The 21,420-nt window shown below is 36.3% G+C and carries 21 protein-coding genes and 6 tRNA genes; 23 read left to right on the top strand and 4 right to left on the bottom strand.

Annotated elements, in window-relative coordinates; all coding sequences use genetic code 11:
* The first annotated feature begins 15 nt into the window (after positions 1 to 15).
* The 10 genes from GHC26_RS04195 (at position 16) to GHC26_RS04150 (ending at position 7,630) form a co-directional block, all read left to right on the top strand.
* Positions 16 to 1,641, top strand: coding sequence for a Na/Pi cotransporter family protein (locus GHC26_RS04195; protein ID WP_163970013.1), 1,626 nt, complete (start codon positions 16 to 18; stop codon positions 1,639 to 1,641).
* A 666-nt stretch (positions 1,642 to 2,307) separates the two neighbouring features.
* A tRNA-Asn gene (locus tag GHC26_RS04190) sits at positions 2,308 to 2,382 on the top strand.
* 1 nt (position 2,383) lies between these two features.
* Positions 2,384 to 2,460: transfer RNA gene (locus GHC26_RS04185), tRNA-Met, on the top strand.
* A gap of 8 nt (positions 2,461 to 2,468) precedes the next feature.
* Positions 2,469 to 2,544 (top strand) — tRNA-His (locus tag GHC26_RS04180).
* Between the two features lie 16 nt (positions 2,545 to 2,560).
* A tRNA-Ile gene (locus GHC26_RS04175) sits at positions 2,561 to 2,637 on the top strand.
* A gap of 10 nt (positions 2,638 to 2,647) precedes the next feature.
* Positions 2,648 to 2,740: transfer RNA gene (locus GHC26_RS04170), tRNA-Ser, on the top strand.
* A 47-nt stretch (positions 2,741 to 2,787) separates the two neighbouring features.
* Positions 2,788 to 2,860, top strand: a tRNA-Phe gene (locus GHC26_RS04165).
* 583 nt (positions 2,861 to 3,443) lie between these two features.
* Positions 3,444 to 4,055, top strand: a complete 612-nt coding sequence (locus GHC26_RS04160) for a superoxide dismutase (protein WP_163970012.1) — start codon at positions 3,444 to 3,446, stop codon at positions 4,053 to 4,055.
* Between the two features lie 124 nt (positions 4,056 to 4,179).
* The gene (locus GHC26_RS04155) at positions 4,180 to 5,451 is read left to right on the top strand and encodes an MFS transporter (protein WP_163970011.1); all 1,272 of its coding nucleotides are present in this window, start codon (positions 4,180 to 4,182) and stop codon (positions 5,449 to 5,451) included.
* A 70-nt stretch (positions 5,452 to 5,521) separates the two neighbouring features.
* A complete protein-coding gene (locus GHC26_RS04150; protein WP_163970010.1) occupies positions 5,522 to 7,630 on the top strand; it encodes a peptidoglycan D,D-transpeptidase FtsI family protein in 2,109 nt (702 codons plus the stop codon).
* 40 nt (positions 7,631 to 7,670) lie between these two features.
* Here GHC26_RS04150 and GHC26_RS15785 read toward each other — a convergent pair whose 3' ends face one another.
* Both GHC26_RS15785 and GHC26_RS04140 read right to left on the bottom strand, forming a co-directional pair.
* Positions 7,671 to 8,222 carry a hypothetical protein gene (locus tag GHC26_RS15785; RefSeq protein WP_205599198.1) on the bottom strand — a complete coding sequence of 184 codons (552 nt, stop codon included), beginning with the start codon at positions 8,220 to 8,222 and terminating at the stop codon, positions 7,671 to 7,673.
* A gap of 33 nt (positions 8,223 to 8,255) precedes the next feature.
* Positions 8,256 to 8,480 (bottom strand): hypothetical protein, encoded by a 225-nt coding sequence (locus GHC26_RS04140; RefSeq protein WP_163970009.1) that lies wholly within the window; start codon positions 8,478 to 8,480, stop codon positions 8,256 to 8,258.
* Positions 8,481 to 8,951: 471 nt separating this feature from the next.
* On the opposite strand from GHC26_RS04140, the gene rpmG reads away from it, so the two are divergent.
* The 5 genes from rpmG to GHC26_RS04115 all read left to right on the top strand — a co-directional run bounded on the left by rpmG (position 8,952) and on the right by GHC26_RS04115 (position 13,532).
* Positions 8,952 to 9,101 (top strand): 50S ribosomal protein L33, encoded by a 150-nt coding sequence (gene rpmG / locus GHC26_RS04135; RefSeq protein ID WP_026681152.1) that lies wholly within the window; start codon positions 8,952 to 8,954, stop codon positions 9,099 to 9,101.
* Between the two features lie 94 nt (positions 9,102 to 9,195).
* Complete coding sequence (locus GHC26_RS04130) at positions 9,196 to 9,753, top strand: 5-formyltetrahydrofolate cyclo-ligase (protein WP_226376843.1); 558 nt, start codon at positions 9,196 to 9,198, stop codon at positions 9,751 to 9,753.
* Positions 9,754 to 9,765: 12 nt separating this feature from the next.
* Positions 9,766 to 10,779, top strand: a complete 1,014-nt coding sequence (locus GHC26_RS04125) for a ThiF family adenylyltransferase (protein ID WP_163970007.1) — start codon at positions 9,766 to 9,768, stop codon at positions 10,777 to 10,779.
* Positions 10,780 to 10,845: 66 nt separating this feature from the next.
* Positions 10,846 to 11,037, top strand: a complete 192-nt coding sequence (locus GHC26_RS04120) for a hypothetical protein (RefSeq protein WP_163970006.1) — start codon at positions 10,846 to 10,848, stop codon at positions 11,035 to 11,037.
* 947 nt (positions 11,038 to 11,984) lie between these two features.
* Positions 11,985 to 13,532 carry a rhomboid family intramembrane serine protease gene (locus tag GHC26_RS04115; protein ID WP_163970005.1) on the top strand — a complete coding sequence of 516 codons (1,548 nt, stop codon included), beginning with the start codon at positions 11,985 to 11,987 and terminating at the stop codon, positions 13,530 to 13,532.
* 107 nt (positions 13,533 to 13,639) lie between these two features.
* Here the strand turns inward: GHC26_RS04115 and GHC26_RS04110 are convergent, their stop codons facing one another.
* Positions 13,640 to 14,500: a hypothetical protein gene (locus tag GHC26_RS04110; RefSeq protein WP_163970004.1), complete on the bottom strand. Its 861-nt coding sequence runs from the start codon at positions 14,498 to 14,500 to the stop codon at positions 13,640 to 13,642.
* A 145-nt stretch (positions 14,501 to 14,645) separates the two neighbouring features.
* Between GHC26_RS04110 and GHC26_RS04105 the strand changes: the two genes are divergently transcribed.
* The 7 genes from GHC26_RS04105 to GHC26_RS04080 all read left to right on the top strand — a co-directional run bounded on the left by GHC26_RS04105 (position 14,646) and on the right by GHC26_RS04080 (position 19,571).
* Entirely contained in the window at positions 14,646 to 16,103 is a 1,458-nt protein-coding gene (locus GHC26_RS04105) for a spore germination protein (protein ID WP_163970003.1), read from the top strand.
* A gap of 100 nt (positions 16,104 to 16,203) precedes the next feature.
* Complete coding sequence (locus tag GHC26_RS04100) at positions 16,204 to 16,398, top strand: YqgQ family protein (RefSeq protein WP_163970002.1); 195 nt, start codon at positions 16,204 to 16,206, stop codon at positions 16,396 to 16,398.
* Positions 16,399 to 16,411: 13 nt separating this feature from the next.
* Positions 16,412 to 16,591 (top strand): hypothetical protein, encoded by a 180-nt coding sequence (locus tag GHC26_RS04095; RefSeq protein ID WP_163970001.1) that lies wholly within the window; start codon positions 16,412 to 16,414, stop codon positions 16,589 to 16,591.
* Positions 16,555 to 16,752 (top strand): ROK family protein, encoded by a 198-nt coding sequence (locus tag GHC26_RS16175; RefSeq protein ID WP_163970000.1) that lies wholly within the window; start codon positions 16,555 to 16,557, stop codon positions 16,750 to 16,752. The genes GHC26_RS04095 and GHC26_RS16175 overlap by 37 nt, the downstream gene beginning before the upstream one ends.
* A 175-nt stretch (positions 16,753 to 16,927) precedes the next feature.
* Positions 16,928 to 17,185: an ROK family protein gene (locus GHC26_RS16040; protein ID WP_264175950.1), complete on the top strand. Its 258-nt coding sequence runs from the start codon at positions 16,928 to 16,930 to the stop codon at positions 17,183 to 17,185.
* A 17-nt stretch (positions 17,186 to 17,202) separates the two neighbouring features.
* On the top strand, positions 17,203 to 17,418 hold the full coding sequence (locus tag GHC26_RS16035; RefSeq protein ID WP_264175949.1) for an ROK family protein: 216 nt from the start codon (positions 17,203 to 17,205) through the stop codon (positions 17,416 to 17,418).
* A gap of 260 nt (positions 17,419 to 17,678) precedes the next feature.
* On the top strand, positions 17,679 to 19,571 hold the full coding sequence (locus tag GHC26_RS04080) for an LTA synthase family protein (protein ID WP_163969999.1): 1,893 nt from the start codon (positions 17,679 to 17,681) through the stop codon (positions 19,569 to 19,571).
* Positions 19,572 to 20,284: 713 nt separating this feature from the next.
* Here GHC26_RS04080 and GHC26_RS04075 read toward each other — a convergent pair.
* On the bottom strand, positions 20,285 to 20,449 hold the full coding sequence (locus GHC26_RS04075; RefSeq protein WP_163969998.1) for a DUF2759 family protein: 165 nt from the start codon (positions 20,447 to 20,449) through the stop codon (positions 20,285 to 20,287).
* A 160-nt stretch (positions 20,450 to 20,609) separates the two neighbouring features.
* Here GHC26_RS04075 and GHC26_RS04070 point away from each other — a divergent pair, with 160 nt between their 5' ends.
* Entirely contained in the window at positions 20,610 to 21,233 is a 624-nt protein-coding gene (locus GHC26_RS04070; RefSeq protein WP_163969997.1) for an MBL fold metallo-hydrolase, read from the top strand.
* Positions 21,234 to 21,420 lie beyond the last annotated feature (187 nt).

Raw genomic sequence — 21,420 nt, 5'->3', positions numbered from 1 at the left:
GGATGGGGGTAGCCTTTGGATATTGATATACAAACATTACTTTTTGAATTTATAGGTGGACTTGGAATCTTTCTGTTAGGGATTAAATACATGGGTGATGGATTGCAAAAAACAGCAGGCGATCGATTACGTGATATTTTAGATCGTTTCACGAGTAATCCTTTTTTAGGAGTACTAGCTGGAATTATTGTAACGATATTGATCCAAAGTAGCTCTGGAACGACTGTGCTAACTGTTGGGTTAGTAAACGCAGGTTTTATGACGTTAAGGCAAGCCATTGGCGTTATAATGGGTGCTAACATTGGTACCACTGTAACCGCGTTTATTATTGGGATTGATCTTGGAGAATACGCACTTCCTATTATGGCGGCAGGAGCAATGTTAATATTCTTCTTTAATAATAAGAAAGTAAGTGCGATTGGACAAACCGTGTTCGGATTTGGTTCTCTATTTTTTGGGCTTGAATTAATGAGTAGTGGTATGTCCCCATTACGTGAGGTACAAGCATTTCAAGATTTAACAGTCAGTATGAGCTCAAACCCAGTATTAGGTGTTGTAATCGGTACAGTATTTACCTTTATCGTTCAAAGCTCTTCAGCAACAATTGGTATTTTACAAGGCCTATTCTCAGAAGGAGCTATTGAATTACAGGCTGCCTTACCAGTATTATTTGGTGACAATATCGGTACTACAATTACCGCCATACTTGCTTCAATAGGTGCAACAGTAGCAGCTAAAAGAGCCGCATTTACACATGTAATATTTAATTTACTCGGTACAACGATTGTCCTCATTTTATTAGTACCATTTACAAATTATGTAGTGTGGCTACAAGGACAATTAGAGTTAAATTCTGAAATGACGATTGCATTTGCACATGGAAGCTTTAATATTGTCAATACCATTATTCAGTTTCCATTTATCGGCGCTTTAGCATGGTTAGTAACCAAACTTGTTCCAGGAAAAGATGTTGTAGTGGAATATAAACCAAAACATTTAGATCCGATCTTTATTCAACAGTCTTCATCGTTAGCATTAGATCAAGCTAAAGCTGAAGTAATACGAATGGGGGAATATGCATCTAAAGGATTGGAGGAAACAAATCTCTATTTAACCACTAATGAGCAAAAGCATTCTGAAATGGCAATGCAAATTGAAGGTGCACTAAATAATTTAGACCGTAAGATAACGGAGTATTTAGTCGAATTATCAGGAAGATCAATGTCAGAATTGGAAAGTAGTAAACATACAGCATTAATGGATTCTGTTCGTGATATAGAGCGAATTGGAGATCATTTTGAGAACATTATTGAATTAATCGATTATAAAATTTCCAACAAAGTTCAAATTACAGAGCATGCACAAGAAGACTTAAATAATATGTTTGATTTAACCATTTTAACATTAAAACAAGCAATAAAAGCTTTAGATAATATGGATCGAGAAGAGGCGCTTGCCGTTATTCAAAAAGAAGATCAAATTGATAAGATGGAGCGTAACTTCCGTAAAAGACATATTATTCGCATGAATGAAGGCACATGCACAGGTTCGGCTGGCATTGTATTTGTAGATATCATCAGTAACTTAGAACGAATAGGGGATCATGCGGTTAACATTGCAGAAGAGGTTATAGGAGAATAATATGTTGAAGAATGAAGGAAGGATATTATCCTTCCTTCCATTTGTAAACATAAAAATTAACTATTGAATTTATTAGTTGGACATGTTATAGTATTAATTGTCGCTTGTTTAAAAGTTAATAAAAACTTTTGATATTTTTTATAAGAAATGATTGACATTACTTCTTAGACATGATAAATTATATCTCGTCGTTAAAATAAAAACATGCATCTCAAGCAGTACAATGAAGTTCATATTAGATTATTCCACAGTAGCTAGCCGTAGACATCCAAGGAATAACAACCATGTCCAGGCTTGTGAGGAGTGCGGCTTCATTGAATGTCAAGCAACACGACGAACACAACAGCATTTGATTATAATACAATGAAATTCATATTAGATTATTCCACAGTAGCTAGCCGCAGACATCCGAGGAATAACAACCATGTGCAGGCTTGTGAGGAGTGCAGCTTCATTGAATGATCAAGCAACACGACGAACACAACAGCATTGGATTATAATACAATGAAATTCATATTAGATTATTCCACAGTAGCTAGCCGCAGACATCCGAGGAATAACAACCATGTGCAGGCTTGTGAGGAGTGCGGCTTCATTGAATGATCAAGCAACACGACGAACACAACAGCATTTGATTATAATACAATGAAATTCATATTAGATTATTCCACAGTAGCTCAGTGGTAGAGCAATCGGCTGTTAACCGATCGGTCGTAGGTTCGAATCCTACCTGTGGAGCCATGGCGGCGTAGCTCAGCTGGCGAGAGCGTACGGTTCATACCCGTGAGGTCGGGGGTTCGATCCCCTCCGCCGCCACCAAAAATATGGCGGTCGTGGCGAAGTGGTTAACGCACCGGATTGTGGCTCCGGCATTCGTGGGTTCGATTCCCACCGGTCGCCCCATTAAAACAAAATATAAGGACCCTTAGCTCAGCTGGTCAGAGCTATCGGCTCATAACCGATCGGTCGCAGGTTCGAATCCTGCAGGGTCCACCATTTTTTACTCGGAGGTATACCCAAGTCTGGCTGAAGGGATCGGTCTTGAAAACCGACAGGCGGGTCAAACCGCGCGGGGGTTCGAATCCCTCTACCTCCTCCATACATAATATAGTCCGAAAATTATCTGATAATAGCAGAAAACAATATGGCTCGGTAGCTCAGTCGGTAGAGCAACGGACTGAAAATCCGTGTGTCGGCGGTTCGATTCCGTCCCGAGCCATCCTCCAAAACAAGCAGAAAATGCTTGTTTTTTTGTAAGGCATTTTTTGCATAATTTGTTGTTAACGTCGTAGCTTCTATAGATTACGACGTAACTTTAGTGTGATGTAACAATAATGTTGATTTCGACCTAAGGACAGTCGCTTTCACCACGAGCACAAGCGCGACATCTGTTCAAACTTGTTCGTTTTTACAGTGTCTTCTTTGCCACGTGAACGTTTCAGTCTCCTCGGAAGAAAAGCGACTAGCCTATGCTCCAATCAACCTTTATATTAGCCATAGTAGAATAGCACAAAATCAGCGGAGGAAATACACGAAGACTCCTGCGGGAACAAAGGCATCGATGAGACCCCGCAGTGCGTAAGCACGAGGAGGTTCACCAGCCGCCCGCGGAAAGCGAAGTGTATTTCCGGAGCGTTTGCGAAATGTGTTTTTGAATAAAACAGTCCAACCTTTTAGTATTTACTATCTTCACTGTAAAAATATGCATATGATTTGCAAGTTATAAAAACCTTTGATAATCTTTGATTAAAAGAGGATAAAGTAATCCTTTTGATTAAAAGAATTAAAGGAGGACGATGAACATGGCTAAATTTGAATTGCCAGAATTACCATATGCATATGATGCATTAGAACCATCTATTGATAAAGAAACGATGAATATTCACCATACGAAACATCACAACACATATGTAACAAAACTAAATGGTGCTTTAGAAGGTCAAAGTGATCTTCAAGAAAAATCACTAGAGGATTTATTAAGTAATCTTGATGCCGTACCTGAGAATATTCGTACCGCTGTCCGTAACAATGGTGGTGGCCATGCAAACCACAGTTTATTCTGGAAAGTATTATCACCAAATGGTGGTGGAGAACCAACAGGAGAATTAGCAGAAAAAATCAATGAGAAATTTGGTAGCTTTGCTAAATTTAAAGAAGAATTTGAAACGGCAGCAACAACACGTTTCGGTTCTGGTTGGGCTTGGTTAATATCTAATAATGGAGAATTAGAAGTAACAAGTACACCTAATCAAGACACACCAATTATGGAAGGCAAAACCCCATTATTAGGATTAGATGTCTGGGAGCATGCTTACTACTTAAAATATCAAAATAAACGCCCTGAATATATTAAAGCATTCTGGAATGTTGTAAATTGGGAAGAAGTTGCAAACAACTATAACAATGCAAAATAATACTTACAAAAACGTGGGAATAATTCCCGCGTTTTTTTAATTCACATCAAAAGCTAACCACACCTTTTGCATATCTCATCCCATATTGACCAAACTATAAGTGTAATAAAAGGGGATTTGATATATGCAAAAAGGGTTACAGTTTTTAGCAGGAAAGGTGGATATAAATCGTGATTTAATATTATTGCTTGTAATTGGAGGACTTTATTCTTTAGGAATTTTTCTTTCAAATACGTTCGTTAATATTTATTTGTGGAAACAAGCAGGCGACTACATTACAATCGCGATTTATAATTTAGCTGTATATATATTTCAGCCAATCACCTTTATTTTAGCGGGAAAAGTAGCAAAGAAAGTAGATCGTGTCATTGTTTTACGTTTAGGAGTTATTACGTTATCACTTTTCTTTTTAAGTGTTTTACTTATCGCCGATCAGGCAGCTAAATATAATTTTATATTAGGTAGCTTATTGGGAATAGGGTATGGCTTTTACTGGTTGGCATATAACGTATTAACTTTTGAAATAACAGAACCTGAAACGAGAGATTTCTTTAATGGGTTTTTAGGTGTTTTACAATCATTTGGTGGGATGATTGGCCCCTTATTAGCTGGTATTATCATTGGTAAGATGACAGATAATGCAGGTTATACAACCATCTTTACTATTTCATTTATTTTATTTATTTGTGCAGTAGCAACGAGTTTCTTTATTAAACGTCGGAAAGCAGAAGGAAGCTTTTATTTTAGACGTATTTTGGAGGAAAGACGTCACAATAAAAACTGGAGAAGAGTTCTAAATGCACATACTTTCCAAGGATTAAGAGAGGGTATTTTTGTTTTTGTTATTTCCATTTGGGTATTCCTTGTAACAGGTAGTGAGTTTTCTCTAGGGATGTTTAATTTAGTTTTATCAGGTCTTTCTTTTGTTTGTTATTTTATTGTGACAAAGTTTATCAAACCTTCTTTAAGAAAAAGAGCAATACTTGCAGGAGCCGTTATTCTTTATGGTTCGATTTTTATCATTTTATTTGATATTACGTATACACAGCTAATTATTTATGCAATCTTAATTGGTATTGCATATCCAATTATTAATGTGCCTTATGCATCTTTAACCTATGATGTTATTGGAAAGGCATGGAAGGCAAAAGACCTACGGGTAGAATATATTGTAGTGCGTGAACTATTTATTAATATCGGAAGGGTTTTTTCCATTCTCACATTTTTAGTAACTGTCATGCTAGCTAATGCCGAAAATGTCATCCCTTATTTGTTAGTCATTTTTGGAACAGGCCACTTGTTTATTTACTTTTTTATGAAAGACATTTATTTAACAAGTGGGCAGAAAAAAGATATGATGGTTAAAGAACAGATTACCGATGAAGAAAATCGCTAAATTTTATAGAATTTGCTGAAGGAAATGTTATAATGTGTTAGAGAGGATTTGATAAAGGGAGAGAAAATCGTTGAATAAGAAAAAGAAAAAGGCACAGTTACCTTTTCGTCTAAATATATTATTTTTTGTTGTTTTCCTCTTGTTTTCCGTTTTAATTTTACAATTAGGTGTTGTACAAATTTTAAATGGGGAGGATTTCCAGGAAGAAATAGATCGAACCATTCAAGATACCACAAAAATACCTGTTCCACGAGGGAAAATAGTAGACCGAAACCATAATGTAATTGTTGATAATAAGCCATTATATTCGATTACGTATACGCCTGCTAAAGGTGTTCAAGCTGATGATCGTTTGGATGTAGCAACTAAATTATCGGAATATATTTCAATGTATGATGAATCCAATAAGGAAGATGTTTTAGAGACAATTACTGAACGGGATAAGAAAGAATATTGGTATTTAAATAATCAGGAAGAAGCAGATAGTCGTTTATCTGAAGAGGAAGCTGCTCAAATGGAACCAGCAGATCAGTATAACACTATCTTAGAACGTATAACAGAGGAAGAAATAAGTGATTTTTCAGAACAAGATTTAGAAATCATCCTGATTAAAAAAGAATTAGATAAGGCTTATTCGTTAACACCACAAACCGTAAAAAATGAAAATGTAACACCAAAGGAATACGCACAAGTTGCAGAACATCTTGATGAATTACCAGGGATTAATGCAACCACTGATTGGAACCGGTCTTATCCTTTCAATAATACACTAAGAAATATAGTTGGAACGATAACATCAGAAGAACAAGGAATTTTAGCCGAAAAAGAAGATTATTATTTAACACGAGGTTATAGTCGGAATGATCGTGTTGGTAGGAGTGGGCTAGAAGAGCAATATGAAAACTTGTTACGAGGCAGAAAGGAACAAATTGAGCATACAACAAATAAAAATGGGAAAGTCATTGATTCTGAAGTTGTAGTGGAAGGAGAACGAGGTAAAGACCTAGTTCTAACCATTGATATGGAACTACAAGAACGAGTGGATGAAATTGTACAAAAAGAGCTAGAAACAGCGATTCAAAAACATCCAGGCCAACAGAGATATTTAGAAGATGCCTTGGCAGTTGTAATAGATCCACAAACAGGGGAATTACTAGCAGTATCTGGTCAGCATTATGATCGGGAAGAAGGCGAGTTTACGGATGCAGCATTGAAAACACTATATGATCAGCATCGACCAGGATCCGCTATAAAAGGTGCAACCGTGTTAGCAGGTTACGAATCTGGAGTTATTTCACCTGGTCAAACATTTTATGATGCTCCAATTAAAATAAAGGACACAGAACCTAAAGCATCTCATCGAAATCTTGGTTTAGTTAATGATTACGATGCATTAAAATATTCCTCAAACGTCTATATGTTTTATATAGCAATGCGTATAGGTGGACATTATAATCATCAGTCAAACGATCCACTATCCTTTACGGGAGATCCGTTCCAGGAGATGCGAAATTATTTCAGACAATTCGGCTTGGGTAGCCGGACAGGAATTGATTTTCCTTATGAGGCTACTGGCTATGTGGGTGAAAAGACAGCAGGGCAATTATTAGACTTTGCCATCGGTCAGTATGATACGTATACAACAATGCAGTTAGCACAATATGTTGCTACCATTGCTAATGATGGTTACCGAGTACAACCACACTTTTTAAAAGAGGTTCGTGAACCAACTTCCTATGATGATAAATTAGGATCTGTTTATAAACGAAATAATACAGAAGTCTTAAACAAAGTTCAAATGGATCAAAGTTATGTTGAACGGGTCCAAGAAGGATTTCGTCAAGTCTTCCAAGAATCTGGCGGAACTGCAGCAAGTTACTTTGCTGATAAAGATTATAATCCTGCTGGAAAAACGGGAACAGCAGAAAATGAAGTTTATGAAGATGGGAAATTATTAGCAGAAACGGAAAACTTAACATTGGTAGGGTATGCACCATATGATGAACCAGAAGTTGCTTTTGCAGTAGTTGTCCCGAACAATGGAAGAGTCAATGGTAGACATCCAATTAATCATTTAATTGGTGAAGGAATATTAGATACGTATTTTGAATTAAAAGAGGAAAGAGATCAACAGAACCAATCCGACGATAATGATGATTCTAAAGAAGAGGAAGAATAAAAAAACCGTATTGTGACAGCTATTGTCACAATACGGTTTTTTAATTTGTTATGGTCTCTGCAATTTCATAGAAGCTCATGTCACTTGATACTTCATGTTCACCAATTTGAACCAGTAATGTATACTCTTCTTCTTCAAGGTATTGGGTAAATTCATTTCCGTCATCAATAATATTGTTTTCTTCTAATATTGTTCCGATTTCAGATGATGGCATTCCAGATTCAATTTCTAAGGTGTAAGTCCTTTCTGAACTCACTTCTGATTCTTCATCCTCTTCTTCTGATTCTTCATCCTCTTTTTGATCAGATGTATCATCATTTGTTTTATCTTCTTCTTCATCTTTATTCTTATCTGATTCATTTTTATCTTCTTCTTTTGGATGACTATTGTTTTCTTTATTAACGGACATGGTTATATATTCGGTTTCTGTAATAACACGATAACCTTCATTTTCGATTGCATCAATCATTTCTTCTGTTGCTAATTCTTCTGCTGATGGTGTATCGGATTGATTGGTAAAGAAGAAAACAATCAATATGATGAAACCTGCAGTAAATAACCCTATTGCAAATGCACGGATAGGCTGTTTCATGATAATCTCCTTTTCTTCATTAAATATAGATGATTACTGATCGTCTTTCTTTTGTAGTATGTCATTTGAAATATCTTCTGTCAGTAATTCTTCCTCTAATATTTTAATTTTCTTTTTCATTTGATACGTTTCTTGCATAGTTGATATTGAAAATTGTTCTAATTGACTTTCTAATGATTCAAACTTATCACTCATGAAAAATGATAAAACAAACAAAGCAATCGCGATGATTATGATACTTAGTATAACAAACAACATTTAGAAATTACCCCCAATTATAATTAATCACTAATGTGCTATTATTTTTTTCCATCATTATAGTTATACCATACTATTCGAGAAGAGAAAATAGTAATTTTATGTCAAATTATGACGTCGCATCTTTTATATTATACGTCGTAAAGAGTTTCCGCTGCGGAAATACACTACGCTTTTTAGCGGGCGGCTGGAGAGCCTCCTCGCGCTTCACACTGCGGGGTCTCACCTATGCCTCCCTTCCCGCAGGAGTCTTCGTGTGTTTCGCTCATGTGTTATACTCGTCGTGTGACAATGTCAACACTAGCACGTCCTGTGCGTCGAAATCCCATCGAATGAGTTAACGTTTTTACAAAAAGTGTTTTTCCTAGAAATAACTTGATTTAACACCTGATTTCTGCTATTCTATATTAGTCAAAAATGAATTAATAAATTGCCTTTAATGCAAGTTTAGATAGTTTGGAGGGAAAAATTATGCGCGTAAATATTACTTTAGCTTGTACAGAAACAGGGGACCGTAATTATATTACAACTAAAAACAAGCGTACGAATCCTGAGCGTATTGAGCTTATGAAATACTGTCCACGTCTAAAAAAACACACATTGCATCGTGAAACGAAATAATGCAACTGCTTAACTCTTATCAATATGTTGATAAGAGTTTTATTTTAATAGGAAGAAATTAGAATGAATTATGTTTTTTAGAGGGGGAATATACTTGGATAAATCAGAATGGCGTAAAGATATGATAACCACATTAAAACAATTGCCAGTGGAAGATAAAAAACAAATTGAAGAGAAATTACTAGCTAACTTAGTGAATTCTCCATTATGGAAAAGTGCTAAGGTAATAGGTATTACGGTTTCTCAAGGTTTTGAGTGGAATACAAAGCCTATTATTGAAGCTGCTTGGAAATCTGAAAAGTCAGTATGTGTACCAAAATGTATTCCTGATGAAAAGAAATTAATGTTTTATCAAATTAACTCTTTTGAGCAATTAGAAGTTGTTTACTATAGCCTGTTAGAACCAATTCCAGATGATACAATATTTATTCCGAAAAAAGAAATTGATTTATTAGTTGTACCCGGTTTAGTTTTTGATAAAAATGGGTATCGTATAGGCTTTGGTGGAGGCTACTATGATCGTTTTTTAGCTGATTTTCCAAATAAGACTGTTTCATTATTAAGCACATTGCAACTAATTGATCGTATAAACGCTGATCAATATGATCTCCCAGTTCATCATCTTATAACAGAAAACGGTATGCTTACATAAGGGGGAGATATTGTGAACGAGGAACGATATTCACGACAAATTTTGTTTCAACCGATTGGACTTACAGGCCAAGAAAAATTAGCAAACAGTACGGTATTAGTGGTAGGAGCTGGTGCACTTGGTACAGTAATTTGTAACCACTTAGTGCGTGCTGGTATTGGTAAAATACGCTTAGTGGATCGTGATTATGTGGAACTTAGTAACTTACAACGGCAAATGTTATTTGATGAAGAGGATGTACGCCAAGTATTGCCAAAAGCAATAGCAGCTAAACGAAAATTAGAAGCTATGAATAGTGAGGTGAAGGTAGAAGCATTAGTGAATCATGTATCGCGTGAAAATATCGATGATTTTATACAAGGTGTCGATGTAGTGCTTGATGGAACGGATAATTTCACAACACGATTTTTATTAAATGATAGCTGCTATCAACACCAAATTCCTTTTTCTTATGGTGGCGTTGTTAGTTCTAGAGGAATGACTGCCTTTTTTATACCACAACAAACACCTTGTTTACGTTGTGTTATAAAGGATGGATCTGATAATGGAAATACATGTGATACAATTGGAGTGATTGCACCTGCTGTGGATATGGTATCATCCATGCAAGTCACCGAAACGATTAAATATTTAACTAGGAATGAAAAGTATTTACGAAATACATTGAGAACATTTGATATATGGTTTAATCAACAATATGATATGAAACTAACTCGTTCCAATCCAACATGCCCTACTTGTCAACAAGAACATTACCCTTCATTACAACCTGCTGTAGAGGAAGAAGAAACAGTCTTATGTGGACGTAATACGGTTCAAATTCATCGCCAAACAACAATGGATTTATCCGTATGGGAGGATAAGCTCAAACCTATTGCCACTATAAAACGAACCCCTTTTTTATTAAAGGTAGAGTTCGATGAAATTATCCAACTTGTCATTTTTCCAGATGGTAGGGTTCTCATACAAGGGACAGAAGACATTGTAAAAGCTCGAACACTATATGACCGATATATCGGGTCTTAGATGTATAAAAAATCAGAGAAAGAATACTACTAAGAACACCATGAAAAGATAAAAGAGGGTGTCTAGATGCGTATTTTGATCTGGTTTGTAAGTTTGTTGGCTATTATCTCTGTAGTCTTTAAATGGCGCTATAAGATACTGAATGCGTTGTTGGCATTTAGTTTTTTAAGACGGATTACAGTTGCCTTAACTATGAATATGCCAACGATACGAAATAAGTTATTGCCAAACTTATTTAATAGCCAAAGTCAAATTTAATCAAAACATGAAAAAGAAGTTGTATAATATATTGTTACAACTTCTTTTTTGTTATGAGCAATTTTGTTATTATAAAGTTGTTTTTCACACCCTATTTGGAGTGAGAAGTTTTATTGAGTAGTTGATATATGATGCGTCGTAACTTGAAACGGCGCCTTTACCCGATCCAGAAATATACTTCGAGCACCTTAGGGTAAGCCGTGAGCCTCCTCAACTCGTCACACGTTTCTAGGGGGTCTCACTTTGCTTACTTCGACGAACAGGACGTCCTAGTGTCGGCGTAGGTCACAGGACGTGACCGTTCTTAGCCGACGAACCCCGCAGGAGTCTTCTATATTTCCTACGCTGATTTGTGCTATGCTATCTCTTATCATTTATATTACTAATACGATAGTTGATTGGAGCGTAGGACAGTCGACTCCTGCAGGAATAGCAAGTGTCCAGACCTGAGCAGGAAGTGGTTCTTCTTCTGATGTCTAGCTCCAGCGCCTACCCCCTCGAGGTCTTAAGTCAATCCTCATTACGCGCAAAAAAGCGCCACGCCGAGGCTCGGCTTAAGCTTGGCAGGTAAGAAAAACTTTCATACTGTATAAGTGCAACTAAGACTTTCGTCATAAGAACTTGGCGAAAAGCCTAGTTTTCTAATTGGGGGCGACCAAGACGGTTACGGTTTTCTGTAGAGGAGGCTGAGGCCGTGCCTGCGGTAAAGAAGACACTGTGAAAACGTAAAGTTTCAACAGATGTTGCACTTATGCCCGTGGTGAAAGCGACTGTCCAGAGCGGAAATCAATGCGCAATTTTAAGTCGCATTATATATCTTCTGCAACAGTAAAAGAAAACAATAAAGTATGCGAAATGAGGCTTGAAAAAAAGTTACCTGAATATAAACGTTCATTACAGAAAACGAGAGTAAGTTTTGATATGATGTGTTTTAGGGAGGAACGTCCATGTATATAGATGAACAACTAAGGATGTATCACATCGCGATCCAATTGGTAAAAAAAGCAGATTATGATGTGATTCATATTAATAAGACAGGAACAGAGATTTGGTTAGAAAAATATGAACGAAAAACTTCTACAATTGTACGTTTGGTACATGGTGGATTTGACTGGAAAAACCATTTAAAGAATGATATAGCACGAGTGTTTCAACAAGTAAAAGCCATGAAACGTACTATTACTGGTAAATATATCCATATACATAATGTATATATCGATTCCCATGAACCAGTGGATGATTGGGAGATATTAAAAAAACCAATGCAGTTAAAAGAGAAGAATCCACCTAAAATGAAAGTGTATTATATAACAGCAACGAATAAGGAAGAAGAAATGCCGCGTTTTGAAAGAGAGATTGGAGTTTCAATTGATCCAATGGATGAGGACCAATCCGGTGAAGAAAACGAGAGGCAATTATATCAATACAAAGATTATTTGGTCGATGCTCTTCAGCACAAACAACAGGAGGTAAAACATGTTTTTTCATTTGGAAAACCACTTTTATCATATGCCTTAATTATTGCCAATATCTTTATGTTTTTTCAGTTAGAGAATAATGGTGGAAGTACAGATATTGTTAACTTGATTGAATCTGGTGCTAAATATAATCCAGCTATGATAGATGGCGAATGGTGGCGTCTTGTTAGTTCCATGTTCCTGCATATTGGTTTTTTACATTTGTTCATGAATATGCTAGCTGTATATTATTTAGGTACTGCGGTTGAACGAATTTATGGTTCCGTTCGATTTCTTATCATTTATTTCTTAGCAGGAATAGGTGGGGGAATGGCAAGTTTCGCTTTCACTGTAAATGTATCTGCAGGTGCATCAGGTGCTTTATTTGGATTATTTGGGGCACTTTTATTTTTCGGTATGATACATAAAAAGATTTTTATACAAACAATGGGAACTGGATTGCTGTTTATTATTGCTATCAATATTGTGTTTGGATTTACGGTTCCTCAAATAGATAATGCTGCACACTTGGGAGGATTGATGACAGGGTTTTTAGCATCAGCTCTCGTACATCTTCCAGAAAAGCGACGTATTACACACCAGCTGATTGCTCTAATTGTGTATGTCGTTGTTTTAGTAGGATTATTAGTGATGGGGATAGGAAATAACGAACAAAATCCTTCTTATCAGGTGATGATGATTGAAGAATTGATGGAAACAGAGGATTACGAAGCGGTAATTGAGCATGCTAATAAGGGATTAGAAAATCCGGGGGAATTAGAGGCGCATTTATTATTTCAACGGTCATATGCCTACATTGAATTGAATGAAGGGGAGTTGGCAAAGGAAGATTTAGAGAGAGCAATTCAGCTAGATGAAGACTTTCCCGAGGCTTACTATAATCTAGCTTTGATTTATCAGAATCGCGGGGAACAAGATAAGGCCGAAGAGGCGGTTCGTATGGGATATGAGTTAATGCCAGACGATCCAAAGTTTCAGGAATTGTATGAGCAAATAACTGGTGAAACGCTAAATTAACAACAATTATGATTACAAAAAATCCCTTTAAAAATATACAAATGAAAAACGTAGTAGATATATAACTAGGCATCGGCAGTTAAAGACTTGGCCAAATGCCTAGTTTCTTATTGGGTCGGTATTTGTTGTATCAGCTTTTCCATCTCTCCGTTTAACTCGTACAAAACAAGTAAATGGGAGCTATCTTTACTGATTAGAATGATTGGAATGTAACTTGTTAGCTTTCCCTGTTCCGTGTTAGCGGCTGGTAAAATGTAATTTTTGTATAATCCTTCCCAAAGTTGTCCAATAATTTGATCCGTTTCTTTTTTTGTAAAGGTTGGTAATGGTTCGGTATTATAGGTTGAAAGACCTGTCAATGGTATAGCATGATAATCTTCATAATCAATTTGGAAATGACGTGCTAATCGGTGCCAGTGAAACAGTAATTGTTCCTTTGTTGTATAATCTAATAACTCCTTCCATTCTTTTTGATAGGAGTCCTGCGGGGTGCGAAATGAGTCTAATTCTGTACTTGGAGAATCAATTATATACAGTTGGTCATCAGACATTTCTTGAATACTACGGATATCATCATCTGGATAATGGGTTTCTGCATGATGGATAGATATGGATTGAAATAGGCTACTATCCTCTCCATACAGATTTTCTGACATTTTAATGTGATCTGTATCTTGTTCCCATTTGCTTCTAACTCCCCTTAACTTCCCATTATCAAATAACAGGGAGGCATCTTGTTTTAAATAAACGGATCGATTCGTTTGTGATCCACCTTGCCAGTTTACCTCATAATGATTGTGGTCCTTCATTGCTAATAGTTCAATTTCTGTGTAGCTTTGAGTAAATGATGTCTTATCATCTTCTGGAAAGTAGGTTATCGTTTGCTTGGATTGAAAAGGAAACATGTATGCTAAAATAGCAGTGATAATTGACAATAGGATAATATAAATATACGTTTTGTTTTTCATAACAATACCAACCTTTATAGACAAGTTATAGTAAGATGTATGATAGTAGACAAGCGTTTATGCTTTTCTTCGAGATGACTGCATAAAAAGATGGGACAACGCTTACACTAAGCCTATAATTCTTAGGAATATTAGGTGACGTATTATGGAAAAAGAAAAACAACCACTGTTTTCCGCATATCATAAAAATGTTTCTTATATGAAAGACCGGTTAGCGGTGGACGAAAGTTTTGATTTAGTTCAACTAGATGTCGTATATGCTGAACGGAAGATGGCTTTATTTTTAATTGATGGATTTGTAAAAGATGACATCTTACACTTATTAATGAAACTTTTAGCAAAACTCAAACCCGAACAATTAGATCCAGATCCATTAGAAAAATTAATCAAGACATATATTCCTTATGTGGAAATTGATCAAGTAGATGATTTAAATGAGGCCACAGATTTAGTGTTAGGTGGTCCTACAGCATTAGTAGTAGAGGGCTTAAATAAAATTATTATGATCGATGCTCGTACTTATCCCGTACGTTCCCCACAAGAGCCTGATCTAGAACGAGTAGTGCGGGGGTCCCGTGATGGTTATGTAGAGACAATTGTGTTTAACACAGCATTAACGAGACGGCGTGTTAGAGATCGCTCCCTCCGGATGGAATATATGCAAATTGGTAGACGTTCGCAAACAGATATTTGTGTTTGTTATTTAGAAGATATCGCAGACAAAGATCGCGTAAAGGAGTTAAAAGATGTCTTACAAACCATTGATACAGATGGGTTACCAATGGCTGAAAAAACGGTAGAGGAGTTTATTAGTGGAAGGCACTGGAATCCCTATCCAACCATTCGTTATACCGAAAGGCCTGATACTGCAGCGTCCCATTTATATGAGGGGCATGTGCTGGTTATTATTGATGGTTCACCAAGTGTGATGATTACACCAGCAACGTATTGGCATCATTTACAACATGCTGAAGAATACAGACAAAAGCCACTTGTTGGGGCCTATTTACGCATGGTCCGTTTTATTGCTGTAGTTGCCTCTATTTTTGTGTTGCCTTTGTATTATTTATTTTCGATAAATCCTGATTTACTTCCTAGGGGAATGGAATATATTGGGCCCACCGAGTTAGGAATGATCCCGATACTTGTCCAATTTCTTATCGCGGAAGTTGGGATTGATATGTTAAGGATGGCTGCAATTCATACACCTACATCTTTAGCGACTGCACTCGGTTTAGTAGCTGCTATCTTGATTGGTCAGGTAGCCATTGAGGTTGGTCTTTTTTCGAATGAGGTAGTACTTTATTTAGCGGTGGCTGCCATTGGAACGTATGCAACCCCTAGTTATGAACTTAGTTTAGCAAATCGGTTAATTCGGATCTTTTTGCTACTTGTTACTGGAATGTTTGGCGCAATTGGATATATAGTCGGAATCACATTATGGATTTTACATTTAGTGAACATGAACTCATTTCGAATTCCATATTTGTGGCCGTTTATGCCATTTTCGTATCGAGCCTTTCGAGACATTTTTATTCGTTCCCCTATTCCATTAAAAAACAGAAGACCAACATTCTTAAATCCACAAGACCCAGACCGTTAAGTTTGTCTGGGTTTTTTTCTGTGGAAATAAGCTTAGTGGTTTTATGTTACATATTCCATATTTCGTCGGCATTTGGTATAATATAGTTTGGTGATAAAAAATGGAGTCTATCTATGATATACAACAATTACTGAAAAGATTTGGGACTTTTATTTATACAGGAAATCGATTAGGTGATATAGAATTAATGGAATCTGAATTAAATGAACTAAAGAAAATGGCTTTTATTCAACCAGGGGATTATCAAAAAGCAATATTACTCCTAAGAAAGGAAAAACGCCGATTAAGCAGCTAGAAGGAAATGCTACATGATGATTGAAGTAATGATCGGAGTTGACATCGGTGGAACTCCTATAAAATTAGGAATTATTGATAAAAATGGGCATATGCTTCATAAATGGGAAATTCCAACAAATAAAGCAGATAATGGTGTGCGGATCCTTGATGATATTTGGAATCTATCCGTAAACATCAGGAAACTATCCTAACGAATGGTCATAAGATAATCGGTATAGGAATTGGAGTACCAGGACTTGTGGATAGTGATGCTGGGATTGTATTTGAGGCTGTTAATATAGGATGGAAAGATGTCCCTTTAGCTAATATCAACTTCAACCTATTTTACCTACCAGCCTTTGTCCTACGTTAGTAAAGTATTAAATTTTAGCTAAGAAGTGGATTCGACGTGGCTAAAACTTTAATGTCCCAAGTATAAGAAAAACTAAAACATTCGCTAAAGGACGAGCGAATGCGAGTTTTTCTAAAAAATGATGCTGCTGCTTTAGGTAAAAAACTGGCATGGTGCTGGTGATGAATCAAAAACGATGATAGCAGTAACGCTTGACACAGGTGTTGGTGGCGGAGTTATTACTAATGGCACCATACTAAATGGTGTTAACGGAATCGCTGGTGAAATAGGTCATATTACAATTGACCCAGAGGGAGCTCCCTGTAATTGTGGGTGCAATGGTTGTTTAGAAACAATAGCCTCAGCTAAAGGTATTGTTCGACAAGCAAAGGAGTTTGTAAAGGAAAAACCAACCAGTCATCTTGCAAATACTTACATCAACAAGAAAAGTTAACAACAAAAGATGTCTTTATGCTAGCCGCTGAAGGTGATAACGATGCGAAAGAAATTATTACGTATACGACAGATGTGTTAGGACGTACATTAGCAAACATCGCTACCATTGTGAACCCGGAAAAAATATTAATTGGCGGAGGCGTTTCCAATGCAGGTGACCAAATGTTAAATAAGATAAAAAGACATTCCAGATCTACGCATTATGTAGAATTAGTGAAAAGTGTCAATTAAAACGAGCAGAATAGGAAATGGTACAGGAATAATGGTGCTGCCTATGTCGTAAAGCAAATGTTAAGGAATCTTTAAATTTTGCTTTACATTTTAGGAAAATCTATTAAAATATAAGGATATGATGTTTTAGATGAAACTTTTATTTGGTTTGAAACGTCTTATCTTATAGACGACGCTTGTTTGTATATAATTGTTGTGAAGTAAATAGAAATAGATCATAATTGTTCTAACACTTACAGGGGTTAGCAGGAGGAATTAAAATGAAATTAAACAAGGTAAACATACCGTTATATGTTATTGCAACTATTTTATTTGGTTTGAAAACGTATATTGTTTATCGATTTATGTTTAGTATAGAATTAGATAACTCAATGCAGGAATTTATTTTATTGATTAATCCTTTTGTTTCTGCATTTTTAATATTTGCGATTAGTGTGTGGTTTAAAAAACAATCACGTCAAATGAAATTCTTACGTTATACCATGTTGATTGGGACATTGATTGTTTACTTTAACCTAGTATTCTATCGTTCTTTTACTGATTTTATTACGATACCGCAAATTTTTCAGGGAAGTAATGCAGCAGATTTAGGATCGAGTATTTTAACACTTATAAAAGTCTACGATGTACTTTTGTTTGCTGACCTTGCGTTAGTTTGGTATTTAAGCAAGAAGAAAGTGGATATGGTTGCTGTCAATTATATGAAGCGTGGAAGAGTTTTTGCATTAGCAATGTCATTGATGTTGTTAGCAGGGAACTTTTTCCTAGCTGAAATGGAAAGACCACAGCTATTCACACGTGCTTTTGACCGCGAATATTTAGTGAAAAATATTGGTTTATTCAATTATCATGTCTATGATGCTGTTGTTCATTCTAAAGTAAAAACGCAGCGTGTATTTGCTGACGGGAACGAACTTCCTGAAATTGAGGAATATATTGAAACAGAAGTAAAACGTGACGAAACATCAGACCTATTTGGGATAGCGGAAGATAAGAACGTCATCTTTATCAATGCTGAATCCATTCAAAGTTTTGTGATTAATAATGACGTAAACGGAGAAACCATTACACCGTTTTTAAACAGTTTAGTAGAGGATGAAAGCACGTATTACTTTGAAAACTTCTATCATCAAACAGAACAAGGAAAAACGTCGGATTCTGAGTTTTTAACAGAAAACTCTTTATATCCATCATCAAGAGGTGCTGTCTTCTTTACACATGGTCAAAATGAATATCATGCTATACCAGAAATTTTGAAAGACGAAGGATATGTATCAGCTGTACTTCATGCGAATAATAAAAGCTTCTGGAATCGCGACCAAATGTATGAGAGTTTACAATTTGATCAGTTTTATGGAGAAGAGGCATATGAAGTAAATGAAGAAAACTCAATTGGTTGGGGCTTAAAAGATAAACCATTCTTTGAACAATCAATTAAGTATTTACAATCATTAGAAGAACCGTTCTATACAAAATTTATTACGCTAACAAACCATTTTCCGTTTGATTTAGATGAAGAAGATCGTTCTATTGAACCGTATGACTCGAACTCAAATACGTTAAATAATTTCTTCCCAACTGTACGGTACATGGATGAAGCAATTGAGGAATTCTTTGATCACTTAAAACAAGCTGGTATTTACGAGGACTCGATTATTATTATTATGGGAGACCATGATGGAATTAGTGCCAACCATAATCGTGCCATGGCACAATATCTAGAAAAAGAAGAAATTACACCTTATGATTATCTACAGTTGCAACGTGTACCATTCTTTATTCATATTCCTGGGCATAAAGGCGGAAAAGTAATGGAAGAAGTCGCAGGTCAAATCGATGTTAAACCAACATTATTGCATCTGTTGGGTGATTTATATTTTGGAAATGACTTATTTATAGAAGATCGTAAAGGCTATATAGCACTTCGTAATGGCGATTTTATTAGTAATGATTATTTGTATACGACAGATGTTTGTTATGATCGTCATACTGGGGAAGAAATCGAAATAAAGGTAGATGAAAACCAAGAGGACAAAAATACAGATAATGCATGTCAGCCTATTAAAGAGCAAGTAGAACAAGAGTTAGGCTACTCCGATGAAATAATATACGGTGACTTACTACGTTTTGTTGATTTTGATGAAAAAGAATAATAGTACAAAAGATGGTCAAGTGCCTTTATAGGTACTTGACTATTTTTTTTGCACGTTAGGAGCATAAAATTTTAGCCAAGAAGTAGATTCGACGTAGCTAAAATTTTTTACGTCCCAAGCATAAGAAAAACAAACACCTTCGCTAAAAGACGAGTGAATGCGAGTTTTTCTAAAAAGATAAGAAAGTATATAGAGGGAGTATAAAAAGTTGGTATCATTACTGCTTTGGATAGGAAAGGCCACGTCCAGCTCCGAGCGATTGACGTCCTAGTACTGGCGTTGTCACAGGACGTGACGATTTTAGCCAGTGAGAGCGATTGACGTCCTAGTGCCGAAATAAGGACGCCCGAGTTTTCATCGGCCACCGCCTACCCCTCGAGGTCATAAGTCAATCCTCATTACGCGCAAAAAGCGTTACGTCGAGACTTAGCTTATGCTTGGCAGATAAGAAAACCTTTCCTACTGCATAAGTGCAACTAAGGCTTTCGCCACTTGGCGACAAGCCAAGCTTTCTAATCGGGGGTAATCAAGGCGCTTCTAGCTTTTGTTGGATAAAAAAATAAGAGTTAACGACGATGTCAACTCTTATTTTTTAGTGTTTACCCGCGCATGGAACTGGCAGGCCAACATCAACGCGGACATCCCATCCCTTGTCGGCACTAGCATGTCCTGTCGAGTCGGAAACCCACTAATTGAAGTTTCGCTTTATTAAGTTATCCAGTAATCTCCGTAATAATGGTCATGATTGAGAAAAAACCAAACGCTAATGCAGAAGCACCTGAGAAAGCTAATGCTAAGATATTTCTAAATTTAAGTTGTCTTATAACGGAAACTACACTTAATAGAGCAACAATTAGAAACAAAATTCCTAAAAACATATTGATGTCATCTCCTTATGTCTTTTTGTTAGTTGATCCTAACAGGATTTTTATATTATTATGTATCTAAACATTTCTCTTATTTATTTTATAAGAAATAATTGTTTTTGTCGAGGATTAAAAGTGTATATTTAGTGAAACTGATATAGGGAGGATACAGATGAAAATTGAGGGAATGTCACTTGGACCATTAGGCACGAACTGTTACATACTTTATAATGATAAAGACGCGTTAATTGTTGATCCTGGGGGAGAATCAGGCAGGATAATAAATTTTTTAAATGAAATCAATACTAAGCCACATGCAATATTGTTAACACATGCCCATTTTGATCATATTGGCGCAGTGGAGGAATTACGGTATTATTATCAACTGGATGTCTATTTACATGAATTAGAGGCAGATTGGTTAGAGGATCCACATCAAAATGGATCAATCTCCTTTATTGGTAATAAAATTCAAACAGCAGCACCAGATCATTATCTTCAACCAGGTATATTAAATGTTGCTTCTTTTTCTTGTGAGGTCATTCATACCCCTGGACATTCACCAGGTAGTGTTAGTTTCGTTTTTGGTGATGTTTCCACTGTTATTGGAGGGGATGTACTATTTCAGAGGGGGATTGGCCGTACAGATCTACCAGGAGGAAATATAGAGCAATTGAGAGCAAGTATCCGCTATAAGTTATATACGTTATCAGATGAGTTTACTGTATTTCCAGGGCATGGACCTATAACTACCATTGGTGATGAGAAACGGCATAATCCTTTTGTTCGCAGCTAGGAAAATATAAAAACTTCTTACTGCATAAGTGCATCTAAGGCTTTCACCACTTGGCGACAAGCCAAGTTTTCTAATCGGGGGTGACCAAGGCGCTTACGCTTTTCTGTAGAGGAGACTGAGGCCGTGCCTGGCGAGGAAGACACTGTGAAAACGAACAGTTTGAACACATGTCGCATTTGTGCCCGTG

The organism is Oceanobacillus halotolerans, assembly GCF_010993955.1.
GTDB lineage: Bacteria > Bacillota > Bacilli > Bacillales > Amphibacillaceae > Oceanibacillus_A > Oceanibacillus_A halotolerans.
Note: the sequence above shows the minus strand (reverse complement) of the source record. Positions and strands in the feature narration are given on the sequence as shown.

Excerpts from the sequence above, each read along its gene's own strand:
- GHC26_RS15785 (WP_205599198.1), bottom strand. The coding sequence starts at position 8,222 with ATGAAACAGCCTATCCGTGCATTTGCAATAGGGTTATTTACTGCAGGT.
- GHC26_RS04080 (WP_163969999.1), top strand. The coding sequence starts at position 17,679 with ATGAAATTAAACAAGGTAAACATACCGTTATATGTTATTGCAACTATT.
- GHC26_RS04070 (WP_163969997.1), top strand. The coding sequence starts at position 20,610 with ATGAAAATTGAGGGAATGTCACTTGGACCATTAGGCACGAACTGTTAC.
- GHC26_RS04095 (WP_163970001.1), top strand. The coding sequence starts at position 16,412 with ATGATGATTGAAGTAATGATCGGAGTTGACATCGGTGGAACTCCTATA.
- GHC26_RS04155 (WP_163970011.1), top strand. The coding sequence starts at position 4,180 with ATGCAAAAAGGGTTACAGTTTTTAGCAGGAAAGGTGGATATAAATCGT.
- GHC26_RS16040 (WP_264175950.1), top strand. The coding sequence starts at position 16,928 with ATGATAGCAGTAACGCTTGACACAGGTGTTGGTGGCGGAGTTATTACT.
- GHC26_RS04115 (WP_163970005.1), top strand. The coding sequence starts at position 11,985 with ATGTATATAGATGAACAACTAAGGATGTATCACATCGCGATCCAATTG.
- GHC26_RS04075 (WP_163969998.1), bottom strand. The coding sequence starts at position 20,449 with ATGTTTTTAGGAATTTTGTTTCTAATTGTTGCTCTATTAAGTGTAGTT.
- GHC26_RS04100 (WP_163970002.1), top strand. The coding sequence starts at position 16,204 with ATGGAGTCTATCTATGATATACAACAATTACTGAAAAGATTTGGGACT.
- GHC26_RS04110 (WP_163970004.1), bottom strand. The coding sequence starts at position 14,500 with ATGAAAAACAAAACGTATATTTATATTATCCTATTGTCAATTATCACT.
- GHC26_RS04120 (WP_163970006.1), top strand. The coding sequence starts at position 10,846 with ATGCGTATTTTGATCTGGTTTGTAAGTTTGTTGGCTATTATCTCTGTA.
- GHC26_RS04105 (WP_163970003.1), top strand. The coding sequence starts at position 14,646 with ATGGAAAAAGAAAAACAACCACTGTTTTCCGCATATCATAAAAATGTT.
- GHC26_RS16035 (WP_264175949.1), top strand. The coding sequence starts at position 17,203 with ATGCTAGCCGCTGAAGGTGATAACGATGCGAAAGAAATTATTACGTAT.
- GHC26_RS04160 (WP_163970012.1), top strand. The coding sequence starts at position 3,444 with ATGGCTAAATTTGAATTGCCAGAATTACCATATGCATATGATGCATTA.
- rpmG (WP_026681152.1), top strand. The coding sequence starts at position 8,952 with ATGCGCGTAAATATTACTTTAGCTTGTACAGAAACAGGGGACCGTAAT.
- GHC26_RS04140 (WP_163970009.1), bottom strand. The coding sequence starts at position 8,480 with ATGTTGTTTGTTATACTAAGTATCATAATCATCGCGATTGCTTTGTTT.